Consider the following 15,384-nt stretch of genomic DNA (forward strand, 5'->3'; position numbering starts at 1 on the left):
AGTGGCAATCTTTACGGACCCTATCAGGGAACATGCTGATTTTGGGCCGGGCGATGCCGAGTGGCTGCACCTCCTGGTGGGGGACTGGCAGATGGTCGCGGACCTGGCGTTCGCGGATCTTGCGCTGTGGTTCCCGCACCCTGACCACGGGTATGTGGCGTTGGCGCATGTCCGGCCCTCCACCACGCACACGGTGTTCCACGGCGACTTCGTGGGCGAGGGCATCCGGTCCGACCTGCAGCCGCTCGTGGACAAGGCATGGAACAGCCGTTCCATCGAACGCTCCAGCGAAACGAACTGGAGCAGTGACATGGCCCTGCGGGTGGAGGCGGTCCCCATGGTCCGCAACGGGCGCACCCTTGCCGTGGTCACCACGCACATGGACCTGTCCAGCTCGCGGATGCCGTCCCGGCTCGAACTGACCTACCGCCAGTGCGCGTATGACCTGCTGCGGATGGGCACGCTGGGGCTCTGGCCGGACTTCGCGTCGCCTACGGGTTCCCGGCGCGGTGCGCCGCGCGTGGGGGACGGGCTGATCAGGCTGGATGCAGAAGGCATCGTGCAGTACGCCAGTCCCAACGGTGTTTCTGCCTTCAGGCGGCTGGGTGACGGGGAATCCCTTGAGGGCCGGTCCCTCGCGGAGGTGACCGCCAGCCTCCTCAAGGACCGCCGCATGGTGGACGAGACGCTCCCCCTCGTAGTGACCGGCCGGATGCCCTGGCGCAGTGAGATCGAGTCCCGGGGGGTGAGCCTGTCCCTGCGCGCGATTCCGCTGCGCGACGAGCAGCAGCGCTTCGGCGCGCTGGTCCTGTGCCGCGATGTGTCCGAGTTGCGCCGGCGGGAAATGGAGCTTGTCACCAAGGACGCCACTATCCGGGAGATCCACCACCGGGTCAAGAACAATCTCCAGACCGTGGCGGCGCTGCTGCGCATGCAGTCCCGGCGCATGGTCAGCGACGAAGCCAAACAGGGCCTGGAGCAGGCGATGCGGCGGGTGGCCACCATCGCGCTCGTCCACGAGACCCTGTCCCAGGGCCTCACCCAGAGCGTGGATTTTGATGAGCTGATCGGACGTCAGTTCCGTCTTTCCGCGGAAGTCGCCTCGCCCTCGCAACAGGTCAGGACGGAACGCTCCGGCACCTTTGGCGAGCTGCCCAGCGACCTCGCCACCCCGTTGGCCCTGGTCATCAACGAACTGGTAACCAATGCCGTGGAGCACGGACTGGAGGGAAGGGCCGGAACGGTCTCGCTGATCGCTGACCGGTCGGAAGGGGATGACGGCGAGGAGCTCACCGTCACCATCGCCGACGACGGCGTGGGGCTTCCTGACACACCCCACGTTGAGGGGCTGGGGCTTCAGATCGTGCGGACCCTCGTGACGAGCGAACTGGGCGGGACCATCCAGTGGCGGTCACGGGAGGGCGGCGGCACTGCCGTCGAGATCCGCCTCAGCCTCGCCGGGAAGTAGGTCGGGAGCCGGGCTACCTTCGCCGGAGCCGGACTACCGAGGAGGAACAACTGAAACAGCCCCGGCTGCAAGCCTTGGAAGGTTGCAGCCGGGGCTGTTTGTGCTTGGAGGTTTCCGGTGGGATCAGGAAGCGCGGCGGGCGCGGGCAGCGCGGCGCTTCAGCGCCCGGCGCTCGTCTTCGCTCATGCCGCCCCAGACGCCGGCGTCCTGGCCGGACTCGAGGGCCCACTGCAGGCAGGTATCCACAACGGGGCACCGGCGGCAGACGCTCTTTGCTTCCTCGATCTGCAGGAGGGCAGGCCCGGTGTTCCCGACGGGGAAGAAGAGTTCAGGGTCCTTTTCGAGGCACGCTGCGCGGTTACGCCAATCCATGCTGATCAGTTGCTCCATTTCTGGGAAGAGCCCTTGTGAAATTATTCACTAGTAGCTACAAAGGAAAAGGGCCCGGCGGGGCCCCCTTGGTCATCTGAATCAAGCCTGTCATGTTAACGCTGTGTAAACAAGGGGTAATAACGCTTGATATCCCCCGAAAGCTGAGCGATACATCACACCGGCGCTGCTGGCCCTCACCACTGTCCGACTATGTCCGGTAGGGTGCCAGTGTGTCAAGACCCCCGGTAAACCCAGCAGAGCCCCCTTCACCCGCACCGGACCCCGGCCAGGGCCGAAACGGCCAGCACGATAAGGGCCCGAGTGGCCGGCCCGCGGCGGTGCTTGTGGTGGCCCTGGTAGTGGCCGCGGAGGCCACTGCCCTCCTGGTCGCGGCGGGGTGGTACGGCTACCAGTTGCTGGCAGGGAGCCCTGTCCTGTCATTCTGGGGAGCTGTGTTCACCCTTGTACTCCTGCTTGCCTTCTCCGCCTGGCTGTATGCGGTGGCCCTTTTCCTGAACCGTGGCTTCCGCTGGACCCGGGCTGCTGCCCTTGTAGCGCAGCTGTTCGTTCTGACCATCGGATTTCCAACGGTCAGCAGCGGCCTCCTGCTTGCCGGGCTGGCTATGCTGGTTCCGGCCGTCACTGCCATCGTCCTTCTGTTCCAAAGCAAGGTGATCAGTTATGCGTCGCGCACCGGTGGGGGGACGCCGGCACTCTAGCAGGTTCTGCCGCCCGGTCCTTTTATTCCATCCCCGCCCAGGCAACCTGGACCGGGGAGGACCGCCCCCGGGATATCAGCATCCCCCTGCCCGCAGGGGGATCCGGCTCGATGTCGAACCGGACCCCGAACAGGTCGCCCTCCGAAGCGGACCGCGGAGACAGCAGGAGTCCCCGTCCGGCGGCCCGGCAATCCATGACCAACGGAACGCGCTGAAGCAGCAAGGGACTGTAATTTGCGGTCAGGACCACAGGGTGGCCGAGGGCGTGCAACTCAGTCAGGTCCTGTAAGGCGCCGGCAGGCAAGAGGTCAATGTCGTCTGCCAGCAGCACCGCCGCCCTCGGCAGTTCCCCCTCCCTGGCCTTGGCCAGCGAACACTTCCAGAATTCCGCCGGATCCGTGCCGCCGTCCGGGCAGGTCCACCGGCCCGCGGCCGGGTTCAGAGCCTGCAGGGTACGCAGGACGTTCGTCTTTCCCGAACCGGCTCCACCGAGGACGGCGAAGACGCCTCCGGCCGGAATCCGAACGGTGACAGGTTGAAGTTCATCGCCACCAAGGCCCAGGAGCAGGTCCCGCGAGTGGGCGTCGCCGTCACTCCGGCGTGGTCCCTTCCCGTTCGCGAGCGGCGCTTCGGGAACCGTCGCTCCGACGTCATCCATCCTGGCAGCCAAAGCCTCAACCTCCGGGACTGATACCAGGGAGGGAAGCGGCTCAACCCGGAAAGGCCGGGTCCCCGCCGCAACGACTTCGTTCGGGCTGGTGCCGTCCTGCGCTGCACTGGCCGAAGCGGGTTCGAAGAGCTGGCAGACGGCTGCTGGGCCGCCGACGATCGGCCCGAAGGCCGCGCCCCTGCCTTTGACCGGGGCCGTGGAAGGCATCTTTGGCCATGCCATTCGGCTGTCCTCATTGGAGCCTGCGGGGAAGTAGATGCGGTTGGGAAGTGATCCGCAGAACCGGGCCGTAACCAGTTCCCTCTCACCGGAGATGAGGACCGTGATTCCGGCGTTGGCGCCGTCGCGGACCAGATCCTGGACAAGGTCTTCGGCCCAGGCCAGCGGTCCTGCCCGAAAAGCCGATACCCAGGACCCCCAGCCGGAGATCACAAGGACAAGCGGAACGCAGCTGTCAGCCCGGTTCAGGCGGCTGGCCAGTTCCTGGGCCAGCCGTTCAAGTATGCGGACGGCACGCCGCAGCTCGTGCAGCCCTGCGTGGGCCCCCGTCCGGGTGTGCGCGGCCAGGCCGAGGAAGGATCCGCCGGCGTCCAGGAAATAACAGTGTGATTCCGCTGTATGACCGGCCACTTCACGGGCGGCCAGGTCAAGGGCCTCCGCCGCGCCGGACGCCGGACCTCCGACAAAGGCGAGGTGGCTGTCCTTTGCGGGTTTCCACAGCAGGGGCGTCACCTCTTGGCGCTCGGGCAAGTCCACCAGGCCCAGATCAATGGTCCACTGGCTGGTGCCGTCCTTCGCCGTTGCCCCGGCGGTCAGGCCGCCACGGGATATCTTCCTTTGGGGGTGAGTGAGCTTCCGGGGCAGGGGAGGGGCAACCGGCGGCCGTGGTGCTGCCCCTGCCTGTGAGGCCCAAAGATTTCGAACCAGCGAGACGAGGGGAGCTGCTGCTTCTGCCGGTGTCAGGTCTGCGGTGCCGGCGGTGGCCGCGGTGTCTTTGCCCACGGCCTCCAGATACTCCGTGGCGAGCTGTACCTCCGTCTCTTCGACTGCCGTGGCACGGCACGCTCCAGTTGCTGCCGCCTGGAATTCCTCCGGCTCCTCCATGCCGCGGGCGATAAAGGCACGCCCCGGAGTTGCCAGCCTGATGCCGGCCGCCGCCGCGGTCCTGATGACGTCGTGGGACTCCATCTCCGACTGGACGCGAAGCGCAATGCTGGACGTGACGTTGGCGCGGATGTCGGCGGTCAGCGCTCCCTGGGGACGCTGGGTTGCCATGACGAGGTGCAGACCGAGCGAGCGCCCGATGGAAGCGATCCGCATGAGTTCGCGGATTACCTCTGGAGCGTCGTCCACGAGCATCCGAAACTCGTCGATGACGATGACCAGATGGGGAAGGGGACAACTAAGGGATGCGCGTGTGGAACGGTAGGCGGTGAGGTCCGGAACCCGGGCAGCGGCGAGGGCTTCCTCCCGGACCCTGATTTCCGCCCGAAGTGATGCGAGGGTCCGTTCGAGTTCGTGGGTGGACAGGTCCGTCAGGACGCCGACGCAGTGGACCAGGCCCGCCAGCGGACCCAGGCCCGATCCGCCTTTGAAATCGACAAAGAGGAAATTGACCCTGTCCGGGGGGTGGGTGAGCGCCAGCGCCAGCGCCAGGCTTCGGAGCAGTTCCGATTTGCCCGAGCCTGTGGTTCCCGCCACCAGCAGGTGGGGACCGTCATTCAGCAGGTCAAGAAGTTGAGGCCCCGTTGCTCCGAGTCCCAGCGGAACGCCTAGACCGCGGATGCCGGCGCTCGCAGCCCAGCGGGCAGCAGTGTCTGCGGGAGTGATCGGCAGCAGTTCGTCCAGTGCGCAGGCAGACGGGACCGGGCGCTCCTGGCCCTCCGGCGGCCTCGGAGAGGCCGCTACCCGCCGACAGAAGCTGCTGAACACGTCCTCGGGTGCCAGGTCCGGGACGAACGCAATGCGGCGCCCCGTTTCCCGCAGGAACGACTGCCGCTCGGCGAGTACCACTTCGGGGACACCCGGAACGGTGTCAGGCTCACAAAACTGGAGCACTTGCCAGCCCAACCCTGCTGCCTTTTCCCGTAGTCCGTCCTCGTCCATGAGTGACGCTTCGATGGACAGGAGGACACCGTGATCATAGGTGGAGCCGAAGCCGTCCGCGAGTGCCTTCATGCCGGCACGCCGGGTTCCTGCGAGGGTCACGCCGGGAAGAAAGCGGGCAGGGAGCGGAAGACTTTCCAGCGGGCCGCAGATGATGATGCGGGTCCTGCTGCCACACGGGTAGCCTGCCAACTGCATGACGAGCGACCTGATCATCGCCTCCGCCACGGTCCGAGGCCCGCGGAACGTGGTGTTGGGGGGATCCGGATCCAGCAGCACGGGGACTTCCCCGACTGACGGAACAATGCGGGGCGCGGTCCCCGACTCGACTTTCAGACAGGCTTCCTGGGCCGCTTGCCCGAGGCGAAGCCACACCCTGCCGTTCCCCTCGGCCCGCGAAGGCGCAACCTGCCCGTGGCGGGCAGCCAGCATCAGCAGCGGGAGGGAGGGCCCCGCCCGCTGCCGCCGCTCCCGGTCCTCCTCCACTGCCGACTGGATCCGTTGTGCGAACTCGCGCGCCTGGCGGCGGCCCGTCGCCAGCGGGATGAGTACGGAGACTGCCGAGACGGCCGCGAAAGCAAGGAACATCCACATTCCTGTGAGGACCGCGAGTCCTATGCCGATGGCCAGGGGGAGCACTGCGGTGAGCAGAAGGATTCCGCGATTGCCGGACTCGGTGAGGCCTGGAACGGTGAGGGGCTCCTTAACTGACGTGCCGGCGTCGGCCAGTGCCTTGTCAGGCAGGTCCAGGAAGACGAGCGACATTGCCGTGTTGCCGCAGCGGATGGTGGAGTCAGTGGTGACGCGCGCATGGCGGACCCGTCCGCCGTCCACATAGGTGCCGTTGGCGCTCTCCAGATCGACGATCATGATGTCCTTCTCGGTGACCACCAGGCGGGCATGTTCGCGGGAGAGTTCAGGATCGGGAACCACGATGCGCGTATTGCTTCTGCCTATCGTGTAGGTGCCGCGCCTCAGGGGGACCAGGATGCCTGCTCCGGCGCCGGTGTGCACAGCCAGCGCGATGGGTGCAGCGGGATCAGGAGCCGGACTCCTCGGCCTTCTTCGGCTGGGGGGCTGGCTCCCGCCGTCGACCAGGATGGCGCCATTCACAAGGGGTGCTTTGCCGAGGCTCATGGAACACAGGTCATCCCCGCCGATAGAGACCGCCCCCGTGCCGAACCTCTCCACCAGCAGGGCGTGGATTTTTGCGCCGGAAGTGCCCGGTGGTGCCGTAATGGAAAGTTCCATGGGCGGCCCGGCCGGAAGCGAGTGGGGGCTGCGGACCAGTGTGCAGTGGAGTGTCATGGGCGTGAATCCTTCGGTGCCTTTGAATCCACGCTAGGCAATTGGCATGGTGTGGAACACGGCCTGAATCTTCTATGTGGACAAGTGGCAGGGGCATTCGATTCGACGGGGCCCGCTATCCCTCGGGTAGGCTAGAGCAGCAGACAATGCGCACAATTGCGCTGCCCGCATTCAATCCAGGAGATTTTGTGACCGCTGACCTCGTCATCGTAGGGTCCGGCTTTTTTGGCCTGACAATCGCAGAACAGGCCGCCACTGAGCTGGGCTTGAAGGTCGTCGTCATCGACCGCCGCCACCACATCGGCGGCAACGCCTACAGCGAAAAAGAAGAGCAGACCGGCATCGAGGTGCACCGCTACGGCGCCCACCTCTTCCACACATCCAACGAGCGGGTGTGGGAGTACGTCAACCGGTTCACGACCTTCACGAACTATGTCCACAAGGTCTATGGCGTGCATAAGGGGGAGGTCTTCTCACTCCCCATCAACCTGGCGACCATAAACCAGTTCTTCCGTGCCAACCTGACACCCGGCCAGGCGCGGGAACTCATCCAGGAGCAGGCCGGCGAGCTCGCCGGGACCGATCCGCAGAACCTCAATGACAAGGGCATCCAGCTGATCGGCCGTCCCCTGTACGAGGCCTTCATCAAGCACTACACCGGCAAGCAGTGGCAGACGGATCCCAAGGACCTGCCGGCCGGCATCATTTCGCGGCTCCCGGTGCGGTACAACTACGACAACCGGTACTTCAACGACAAGTACGAGGGCCTGCCCACGAACGGCTACACGGCGTGGATCGAAAAGATGGCGGAGCACCCGAACATCGAGGTCCGGCTCAACACCGATTTCTTCGATGAGTCGCATGAGTACAGCAAGAACAAGGTGGTCGGGAACATCCCGGTGATCTACACGGGCCCCGTGGACCGCTACTTCGACTTCGCTGAAGGTGACCTGTCCTGGCGCACCATCGACTTCGAGGAAGAAGTGCTGGACATGGAGGACTTCCAGGGCACCTCCGTTGTGAATTACAACGACGACGACGTCCCCTACACCCGGGTCATCGAGCCCCGCCACTTCCACCCCGAGCGTGACTACCAGACGGAAAAGACCGTCATCATGCGAGAGTTCTCACGTTTCGCCGAGAAGGGTGATGAGCCGTACTACCCGGTCAACACGTCCGCTGACCGGGAACGGCTCCTGAAATACCGCGACCTGGCGGCGGCCGAGAAGGACGTCCTCTTCGGCGGGCGTCTCGGGACGTACAAGTACCTGGACATGCACATGGCCATCGGTTCGGCACTGAGCATGTTTGACAACAAGATCCGGCCGCACTTCGAAAGCGGCGTAAAGCTGGAAAGCGGAGGCGTCGACGCATGACTGACACGCCGGGCTGGGCAACGCTCCAGAGGGTCATATTCCCTCCGGAATCAGGGGTGGACACCATGTCCCTCTATGCGGACGCCGGCCCGGCAAGCGGCGTTCGGATGCAGGAGAGCAACGAGTTTGCCCGGAATCCCAAGCCTCTTGGAGAGAGGCTGCACCTTGTTGGGGCAAGCCCGAAGGAGGTGCATTTCGATGACCTCGTGTCCCGTCATTCCATTCGTGTGCGTTCAGGCGAACAGCTTTCGCTCGGAACTTACTTCAATGCCTTCCCGGCCAGTTACTGGCGGCGATGGACCCATGTCAGGCAAATCCGGCTTGTCGTTGAGACCTCCGGACACGGTTCGGTCACCGTCTACAAATCGAATGCCCGCGGAACGATCCAGCGTGTTGAAGGCGCAAGGCTGGATGGCGACACGACGACGGCATTCGAGTTGTCCATCAAACCATTCGGTGATGGCGGTTGGTATTGGTTCGATCTGGCGTCGAGCCGCGGCGACCTCGTCCTAAAGCAGGCACGCTGGGAAGGGCCCCAGCCGCTGAGGTCCGGGGAGCGGGCGACGATCCAGATCACTACTATGGACAAGCCCGACTTCTGCCTCGCCAACATTCGCTCGCTCGTTGAGCATCCGGATGCCCTTGAACTGGCGAAGGAAGTTATCATCGTCGACCAAGGGTCACGAAAAGTGGCGCACCAGCCCGGATTCGCAGAGGTTGCGGAGCTCTTTGGCCCAAAACTCAGGGTGATCGACCAGGCCAACCTTGGGGGTTCAGGAGGTTTCGCGCGGGGAATGTACGAAGCTGTCGAAAACGGCAGCGACTACGTTCTCCTCCTGGACGATGACGTCGTCATGGAGCCGGAGAGCATCATGCGGATGATGGCTTTTTCCGGCAGATGCAAGAATCCCACCATCGTTGGTGGCCATATGTTCGATCTCTACAGCAGGAGCACCTTGTATTCGATGGGCGAGACCATCGACGCCCGCCGCTTCTCGCCAGGCCAGCCGCATCAGGATATGCAGATGCGGCACGACTTTGGCGTTTCCAACCTTCGGCAGACGCCATGGCTTCACCGCCGCGTCGACGTAGATTACAACGGTTGGTGGATGTGCCTGATCCCGACGTCCGTCATCCGGACGATTGGCCTGCCCCTGCCCGTGTTCATTAAGTGGGATGACTCCGAGTATGGTCTTCGGGCCAGAGCTGCCGGAATCCGGACGGTATCCCTTCCAGGGGCGGCACTCTGGCACATCTCCTGGATAGACAAAGACGACCTTGTGGGCTGGCAGGCCTACTTCCACAACCGTAACCGGCTCATTACCGCACTTCTCCATAGTCCCTATCCCAAAGGGGGCAACGTCCTTCGGGAGTCTTTCCAGGAAGACGTCAAACATCTGGTATCCCTGCAGTACTTCACCGCGCACAATCGTTTGGCTGGAAGGGACGACCTCCTGACAGGTCCCGGGCACCTGCATCCCTCCCTGAGTACAAAGCTCGCGGAGATCAACGAACTCCGTGAGTCATACTCCGACGCAACGATGCGCGAGGACGTGGACGATTTTCCTGCGCCTGCACTGGGCGCCGGCCTCTCGGCCGCTGCCGATGTCCAAATGCCCGCCAAGAAGGACATGGTCCAGTGGGGTTTGACCATGGTGGCGCGGCAGCTGATGAAGCAGCCCCCGCCGGAATCGCTGGAACGCCCCCAGGCGTACCTTGCCCACCTTGATAATCGCTGGTTTCGGATAGCCCACTACGACTCCGTCGTAGTTTCAAACGCGGAGGGTACGGCCGCCTCCTGGTATAGGCGCGATCCGAAAAAGCTCAGGGCAATGCTGACACGGTCGACCAGACAGCATGCACGACTGTACAAAGACTGGAATGCGCTGGCTGATAACTACAGGTCGGCGCTGCCGGCCCTTGTTTCGATGGAGGCCTGGCGCGCCACCTTCGATGCCGCCGCCCCGGCGCAGGGCCATAAAAATGACCCTGCCACCAGGAGCGCCGGCGCTTCTAAATGAATCTCCCGCCGCTCATCATCTGCTGAGCGGTGGCTGCAACGGGGCTATAAGCTTCTGCCGTGCCTGTGCCGGCGGCGTAGTCAAGAGGCGGTAGAGGAAACTACCGCAGGTTGCCAACAGCAGGATGTAGATGACCGCGAGCACTTGCCAGGTACCTGGAGGCTGCCACAGCGGTTCAAACATCTCTGTCCAGTTGACGTGATCTTGAATCCCGATGGTGTAGCGGCGCAAGCCTTCCAGGAACACATAGGCGTGCGCCAATCCCCCAAGAACCAACCCCCAGCGGACCATGGACTTAGTCCAAGGCGTAATACGGAACGGGCGGAAGCGCGTTGCGATTCCAGCCGCCAAGATGAGGGTGACAACCATTGCCAGCGTGTATCTTCCCTGCCAAATCCAACCCAGCTGTTCGCTTGAGCTTGCTTGCAGGGCGGTTGGAACTGCGATAACGGTAACCGTCAGCAGCACCATGACCCAGCGCGCCCTGAGAGGGCGGGCCGTGTAGGCAAGGAACAACATGGCCCCAAACCCCAGGACCCAGGCGTAGAGAGCGGCCGGCGGCGGCATAGTGTCGATCCACCCAAGGACACCTACGTACTCCACCATGAAGAAAACCGTTTTGTCGAGCATGGCAACAGCTGCACTCTCCGCAGGAATGGGGGCGCCCGCCAGCAGGCTTTCGAAGCTTTTCGCCGACACGACCCACCACAGTGCAAAAGCGCACGATACGCCGACGATGAGCAGCGCTACCTGGAATCTCCTTTGTGCCAGCGTGCGCAGAGAAGCATTGATGCCAAAACAGAGCACAGCGGCGGTCGCGGCAATTGCCAACCACAAGAGGGAAAGCGGACGGGTATGTGCGAGAACTGAGGCGGACAGGGTGAAGACAACTAAGAGCAGAGTGCTGAGCCTAACCTTGCTGGCCGTTTGCTCGGCGATGGCGCAAAGACTCGCGAATACGGCCCCCGTGGAGGCAATCTCCAGCGCATTCGGGTTGATCGAGCCGGTTAAGAAGAAGACAGCTGGTGTCAGTGCTATTGAAGCCGCGATGACTGGCCGGTGGAACCGACGCAAGGACGCGGTGGCTGCGAAGATTGCAGCCAGGAAGAATGCCACCATCCACGTACTGATCAGCCTCATGGCATATATCGCAGTTTCGCCGCTGAGGCCGCGGCTACCCAGGCCGACAATGCCGTAATACACAGGATTGTAGTTTCCGGCGGATGTCTTGCCGGTTCTCCATCCTCGATCGGAGGAGTCGATCGGAGTCGCGCAGTCAGCGGTTACGTTTGATTTTTGCGCGAAACATACATGTTGGTTAAGATCCGCGATGTAACCGGGCACTTGAACCATCAAGGGGGCACCTTGGACTCCGGAGCTGGTTCCCGACAGTTGTCCACGGGCTACTGCTGCCGCCTTGATGGTGTGAGCGGGTTCGTCAGGAATGGACATGAGGGGCGAAGCGAAACTCCATACGCTTCCGATGCATCCAAAGAGCAGCCAGGCAACTATGAGGACTCGGAAGGATGAGGGGGCGGGTCGGTGGGTCTTTAGGTGGTTGAACTTGGCTAACAGGGGAGGGAGCGTCGAATGTGGCATGATAGCTTTAAGCGTACTTGGAGGCTGGCTGTCAAGAGGCTGAACACTCCGTTCCACTGGAGAGGATCAACCCCACGATGCGAATTCCCGGTTCTGGCATGCCGTCATCCAATAAGTCTTCCGCCGAGGCAGCTCCTCCTGTGCCACGCCTTGCTATGGTCCTTTACCGGCATCCCGTAGTCAGATTTCTGGCGGTTGGTGGTCTTTCATTTGCGCTTGATCTGGGACTGCTGGCGGTGCTTCACGAAGGGTTCGGCGTAGACCTTTGGATTGCCACGCCCATTGCGTTCGTCGTTAGCCTGGTTTTCAATTTTCTGCTCCAGCGAGTATTCACTTTCCAGGCAACGAACAAGGGAAGCGTCAGTGCAGCAAAGTACCTGCTCCTGGTTCTACTGAACATCGTCGTAAGTGATGTGATAGTTACCGGTTTTGATGCTCTTGGCTGGTCGTATGTTTTGGGCAAGACCACTGCAACGACTCTCACCACGGTTTGGAACTATTTCCTCTACCGGCACTGGATCTTCCGGCGTGAACCGCAGGACGTGGAAACGAACTAGTTCTCTGCCCGGTAGGGGGCTTCCGGGGGGGCAACTCGGGCAACAGACAGCCCGGACGAACGACGCCAAACCCTGAAGGGCCTGCTCCCGGGCACCTTTCATTCCGCAGTGAGCACGCCCTGCGGCTGGCCGAACACATCCAAGCCCGGCCCAACGGTCCAGCACGATCGACGGTGTGACCACATCCAGTGCCCCGTTCTGAAGGGGCAGGGAGGGCTATGGCGCCGCCCAGGCTGGGTGGAACGCTTCGGCCACGCCCGGGCTTTACACATGTGCAGAGCCAAAACAGCCTCCGGCGCTCGTTGTGAGTGCCGGAGGCTTGAAGCGTACGCATCACGGCCTGCCGTGCGGCACCTTTGAATTACATGGACGGTTCCCGCGGCGCCCTGGAGACTTCGGGCTCGGGGGAAACGGGGTGGGAGGCCCCGGATGCGGAAATAAGGTCTGCCGCAGCATTCCGCTCCGCGTGGGCGGTGGCTCCCGAAGTGGAGAGCCGGCCCGGCCTTCCAGCTCTCACCGAGCGAGCTATCAAAGGCTGCCCGGTGAAGAGGTAGCGGAACAGGATCAGGCCCGCGAGCGCGGTTATAAGAAGGTAAGCGATGGTCAAGGGGAGCCAACCGAACGGCGGCTGCCAGTCAGGCGAAGAGAAAAGCGTCTGCCAGTTGGCGATCTCACTAATGCCTACAACGTAGCGCCTCAAGACATATGCGAAGGTCAAGGTGTGGCAGAAAACAATGAGCCAGAACATGATCCGCGAAACGTGTAAGGCAACGGGGCCGTCCGGGAATCTGAGTTTCCTCAGTCCAAGACCTACGCTGACGAATAGGACCACAACAAGGGGAAGCGTGTAGCGTCCTTGCCAGATGAACCCCATCCCACGCCATAGCGCGGTCTGCAGCAGCGCAGGAACCAGGTAGAGCATTGCGAGGGCAACCCAGTATCCGGTCCAGTTGCGAAGCGGCCGGACACAGAAAGGGATCAGCAGGCCGGCGATCATCAATCCGCCCCAAACCAGCGTCACCAGTTCGGGTGCAGGGGTGTCGAGCCATCCCATGGTTCCGATGTACTGCGGGAAGAAATCGTACGTCCGGTCGAGCATAATCATGAAACCGCGGTACAGGGGGGCGTCGGGATGTGGATTGGCAATTCCCTCTGGCGCCACGCCGACGTTTGCTGGCCCGTTAGCCGCCAGGTACATCCAAACTAACCCCAACAATGCCCCTGGAACGGCCAAACCCACGGCAGCGAGCACCCGCCTGTCCTTAAAGACGGTGACAGTGCGCCGGAACCGGAAAGAGCAGACACCGACGATCAGGGCGCAGAGAAGCCATATCAACGATATTTGCCGGGCGTTTGCGAGTGCCACCGTGGACACGGCAACAGTGGCCAGCGCGGGGATCACACGTCTTGTGTCCCGCCAGTTGTCGAGGATCACCACGAACCCCGCGAATGCTGCCATGGTGGCCGCAATCTCCAAGGAGTTCGGGTTGATGCCCCCGCCAAGGAACAGGATCATCGGAGTCATTGTCAGGGCCGCAACCAAGACGGGGTACTTCGGACGCCTCAGTTCGGTCAGTGCGGTGAAGCCGGCTGCAAAGAAAGCGGCACAGAGTAGAGCGCTTACCAGCCGCATGGCATAGAGCGCCGGGGCGCCGGACATCAGTAGTGATGGCAACCCGACAACAAAGTAGTACATCGGGTTATAGGAGCCTGCAGAGGTCACAGCAATGTTTGTGAAGGTGTCGTCGGCATAAATGGGAGCTGTGCAATCGGCAGCCTGAGCCCGGTTGAACTTGTAGCAGCTTTGGGCGTGGAGGCTCGCAATATAGTTGGGTACACGTACGTGGACGCCGTGGCCGAACGAGGTACCTTCCTCCACCAGGATCTGGCCGCGAACTACAGCTGCGGCCTTAATGGTATGCGCGGGCTCGTCTGGAGAGCCCATGAGGGGGGTGGCGGCCGACCACAATCCGAACAGCAGAAAGAACAGTGCCGTGAGAAGACCGAAAGTAGGCAGTGGTCGGGGCAACCCACGTCGTCGAACATTTCGGAAAAGCAGGGTCATTGTCCGTCTCCAATGGTGCTGATGAGTGCCAGTCCTTCGCTTGCGGCTTTTTTGCTGGGTGACATGACAAACGCGAATGCGTTGGCGTTCTTCTGGGCATCGCTGCCAAAGACATTTTCGCTGAACGAGCGGCCCAGCCGGCTCAGGGCCGGTTCCGAGTACTCCCTGCAGACGTGCAGGTAAATGACAGTGCCCAGGGCATATCCGGAGCGCCCATCCAACGATTGGACGACTGAGGTTGATGAGGCTTCTACATCGCCCGTACTGACAGCGTCTACCACCGAGGAGGCTTGCAGCCTCCGGGGCTTCCCGTCGAACATCAGTTGGGCTGCAGTAAACCTGTTGCCGATAATGCTTCCATCGAGAATGGAGAGGCCACCATTCGTATCGTCAAGTTTGTCCGCAAGAGCCAGCGGCGGCGACGACGACTGCCCGACTACGTCGGCTGGCCAGCGGTCTTCATGCTCGGGATCCCAATCGGTGCCTGTCCGCTCACTGATGTAGTTGTTGACGGGCCGCACTGTATCCGACGGCCCTTCCGGAACAAGAACAGTGATTGCCAGGTCCGGCAACGCAATTCCAGGGTTCAGCTCAGCCAGCCTCGAATCGTTCCATCGCGTGATTTCCCCGCGCAGTATGGCTGCGAGGGTTCGAGGGTCCAGCACAAGGTCATTTACGCCTTTGATCTTGACCGCAACACCTACCGGCAGGACTCCGGCTGCCAGCGATAATGCGCCCTTATCAGTGCACATACCGCGCACCGCTGCAGCCTCCCGCTCAGGCAGCGGAGCAGAAGTGATTGCAAAGTGCGCTTGTCCGTCCTCGAACGCCTTGAGCCCCGCCGCGGAACCATCGGGCGAGAAGCTGACCGAAGTGCCCTTGACCGCGCTGCCCCATGCCAAACCCCAAGCGCTGACGGCTCCCTGCCCGGCGTTGCTGCCGATGCCGGTAAGAGCGCCCTGGATGGTTCCGGGGGGAGTGGTGGAGCACGAGGTTAGGGTGAAGAGCCCCGACAGTAAAGCGGCGGCCAGGAGACGGGATGTTCGGCGGGAAACAGGAATCACCTGTCCAGCCTAATGCCGACGCGGAGCAGGTACGGGCAGGCTGATGTCTCCCGGCAGTT

10 protein-coding genes are annotated in these 15,384 nt (G+C 62.7%); 5 read left to right on the forward strand and 5 right to left on the reverse strand.

Annotated elements, in window-relative coordinates; genetic code table 11:
* Nucleotide 1: 1 nt before the first annotated feature.
* The gene (locus GK109_RS17070; protein ID WP_370460662.1) at nt 2–1,468 is read left to right on the forward strand and encodes a sensor histidine kinase; all 1,467 of its coding nucleotides are present in this window, start codon (nt 2–4) and stop codon (nt 1,466–1,468) included.
* 123 nt (nt 1,469–1,591) lie between these two features.
* On the opposite strand, the gene GK109_RS17075 is transcribed toward GK109_RS17070, so the two are convergent.
* The gene (locus GK109_RS17075; RefSeq protein WP_015937605.1) at nt 1,592–1,840 is read right to left on the reverse strand and encodes a WhiB family transcriptional regulator; all 249 of its coding nucleotides are present in this window, start codon (nt 1,838–1,840) and stop codon (nt 1,592–1,594) included.
* Nucleotides 1,841–2,070: 230 nt separating this feature from the next.
* Here GK109_RS17075 and GK109_RS17080 point away from each other — a divergent pair, with 230 nt between their 5' ends.
* The gene (locus GK109_RS17080; protein WP_370460663.1) at nt 2,071–2,559 is read left to right on the forward strand and encodes a hypothetical protein; all 489 of its coding nucleotides are present in this window, start codon (nt 2,071–2,073) and stop codon (nt 2,557–2,559) included.
* Between the two features lie 22 nt (nt 2,560–2,581).
* Here the strand turns inward: GK109_RS17080 and GK109_RS17085 are convergent, their stop codons facing one another.
* Nucleotides 2,582–6,643 (reverse strand): FtsK/SpoIIIE domain-containing protein, encoded by a 4,062-nt coding sequence (locus GK109_RS17085; RefSeq protein ID WP_157241767.1) that lies wholly within the window; start codon nt 6,641–6,643, stop codon nt 2,582–2,584.
* A gap of 188 nt (nt 6,644–6,831) precedes the next feature.
* On the opposite strand from GK109_RS17085, the gene glf reads away from it, so the two are divergent.
* Nucleotides 6,832–8,019 (forward strand): UDP-galactopyranose mutase, encoded by a 1,188-nt coding sequence (gene glf, locus GK109_RS17090; protein WP_321213933.1) that lies wholly within the window; start codon nt 6,832–6,834, stop codon nt 8,017–8,019.
* Nucleotides 8,016–10,040 carry a glycosyltransferase gene (locus GK109_RS17095; RefSeq protein WP_157241769.1) on the forward strand — a complete coding sequence of 675 codons (2,025 nt, stop codon included), beginning with the start codon at nt 8,016–8,018 and terminating at the stop codon, nt 10,038–10,040. Before glf ends, GK109_RS17095 begins: the two co-directional genes overlap by 4 nt.
* A 15-nt stretch (nt 10,041–10,055) precedes the next feature.
* On the opposite strand, the gene GK109_RS17100 is transcribed toward GK109_RS17095, so the two are convergent.
* On the reverse strand, nt 10,056–11,639 hold the full coding sequence (locus GK109_RS17100) for a DUF2142 domain-containing protein (RefSeq protein WP_157241770.1): 1,584 nt from the start codon (nt 11,637–11,639) through the stop codon (nt 10,056–10,058).
* A gap of 77 nt (nt 11,640–11,716) precedes the next feature.
* Here GK109_RS17100 and GK109_RS17105 point away from each other — a divergent pair, with 77 nt between their 5' ends.
* Nucleotides 11,717–12,196 (forward strand): GtrA family protein, encoded by a 480-nt coding sequence (locus GK109_RS17105; RefSeq protein ID WP_231754890.1) that lies wholly within the window; start codon nt 11,717–11,719, stop codon nt 12,194–12,196.
* 361 nt (nt 12,197–12,557) lie between these two features.
* Here GK109_RS17105 and GK109_RS17110 read toward each other — a convergent pair whose 3' ends face one another.
* On the reverse strand, nt 12,558–14,261 hold the full coding sequence (locus GK109_RS17110; protein ID WP_157241771.1) for a DUF2142 domain-containing protein: 1,704 nt from the start codon (nt 14,259–14,261) through the stop codon (nt 12,558–12,560).
* Nucleotides 14,258–15,325: a substrate-binding domain-containing protein gene (locus tag GK109_RS17115; RefSeq protein ID WP_157241772.1), complete on the reverse strand. Its 1,068-nt coding sequence runs from the start codon at nt 15,323–15,325 to the stop codon at nt 14,258–14,260. Before GK109_RS17115 ends, GK109_RS17110 begins: the two co-directional genes overlap by 4 nt.
* Nucleotides 15,326–15,384: the final 59 nt, after the last annotated feature.

Origin of the sequence: Pseudarthrobacter sp. GA104 (genome assembly GCF_009741265.1) — a bacterium.
Lineage (GTDB): Bacteria > Actinomycetota > Actinomycetes > Actinomycetales > Micrococcaceae > Arthrobacter.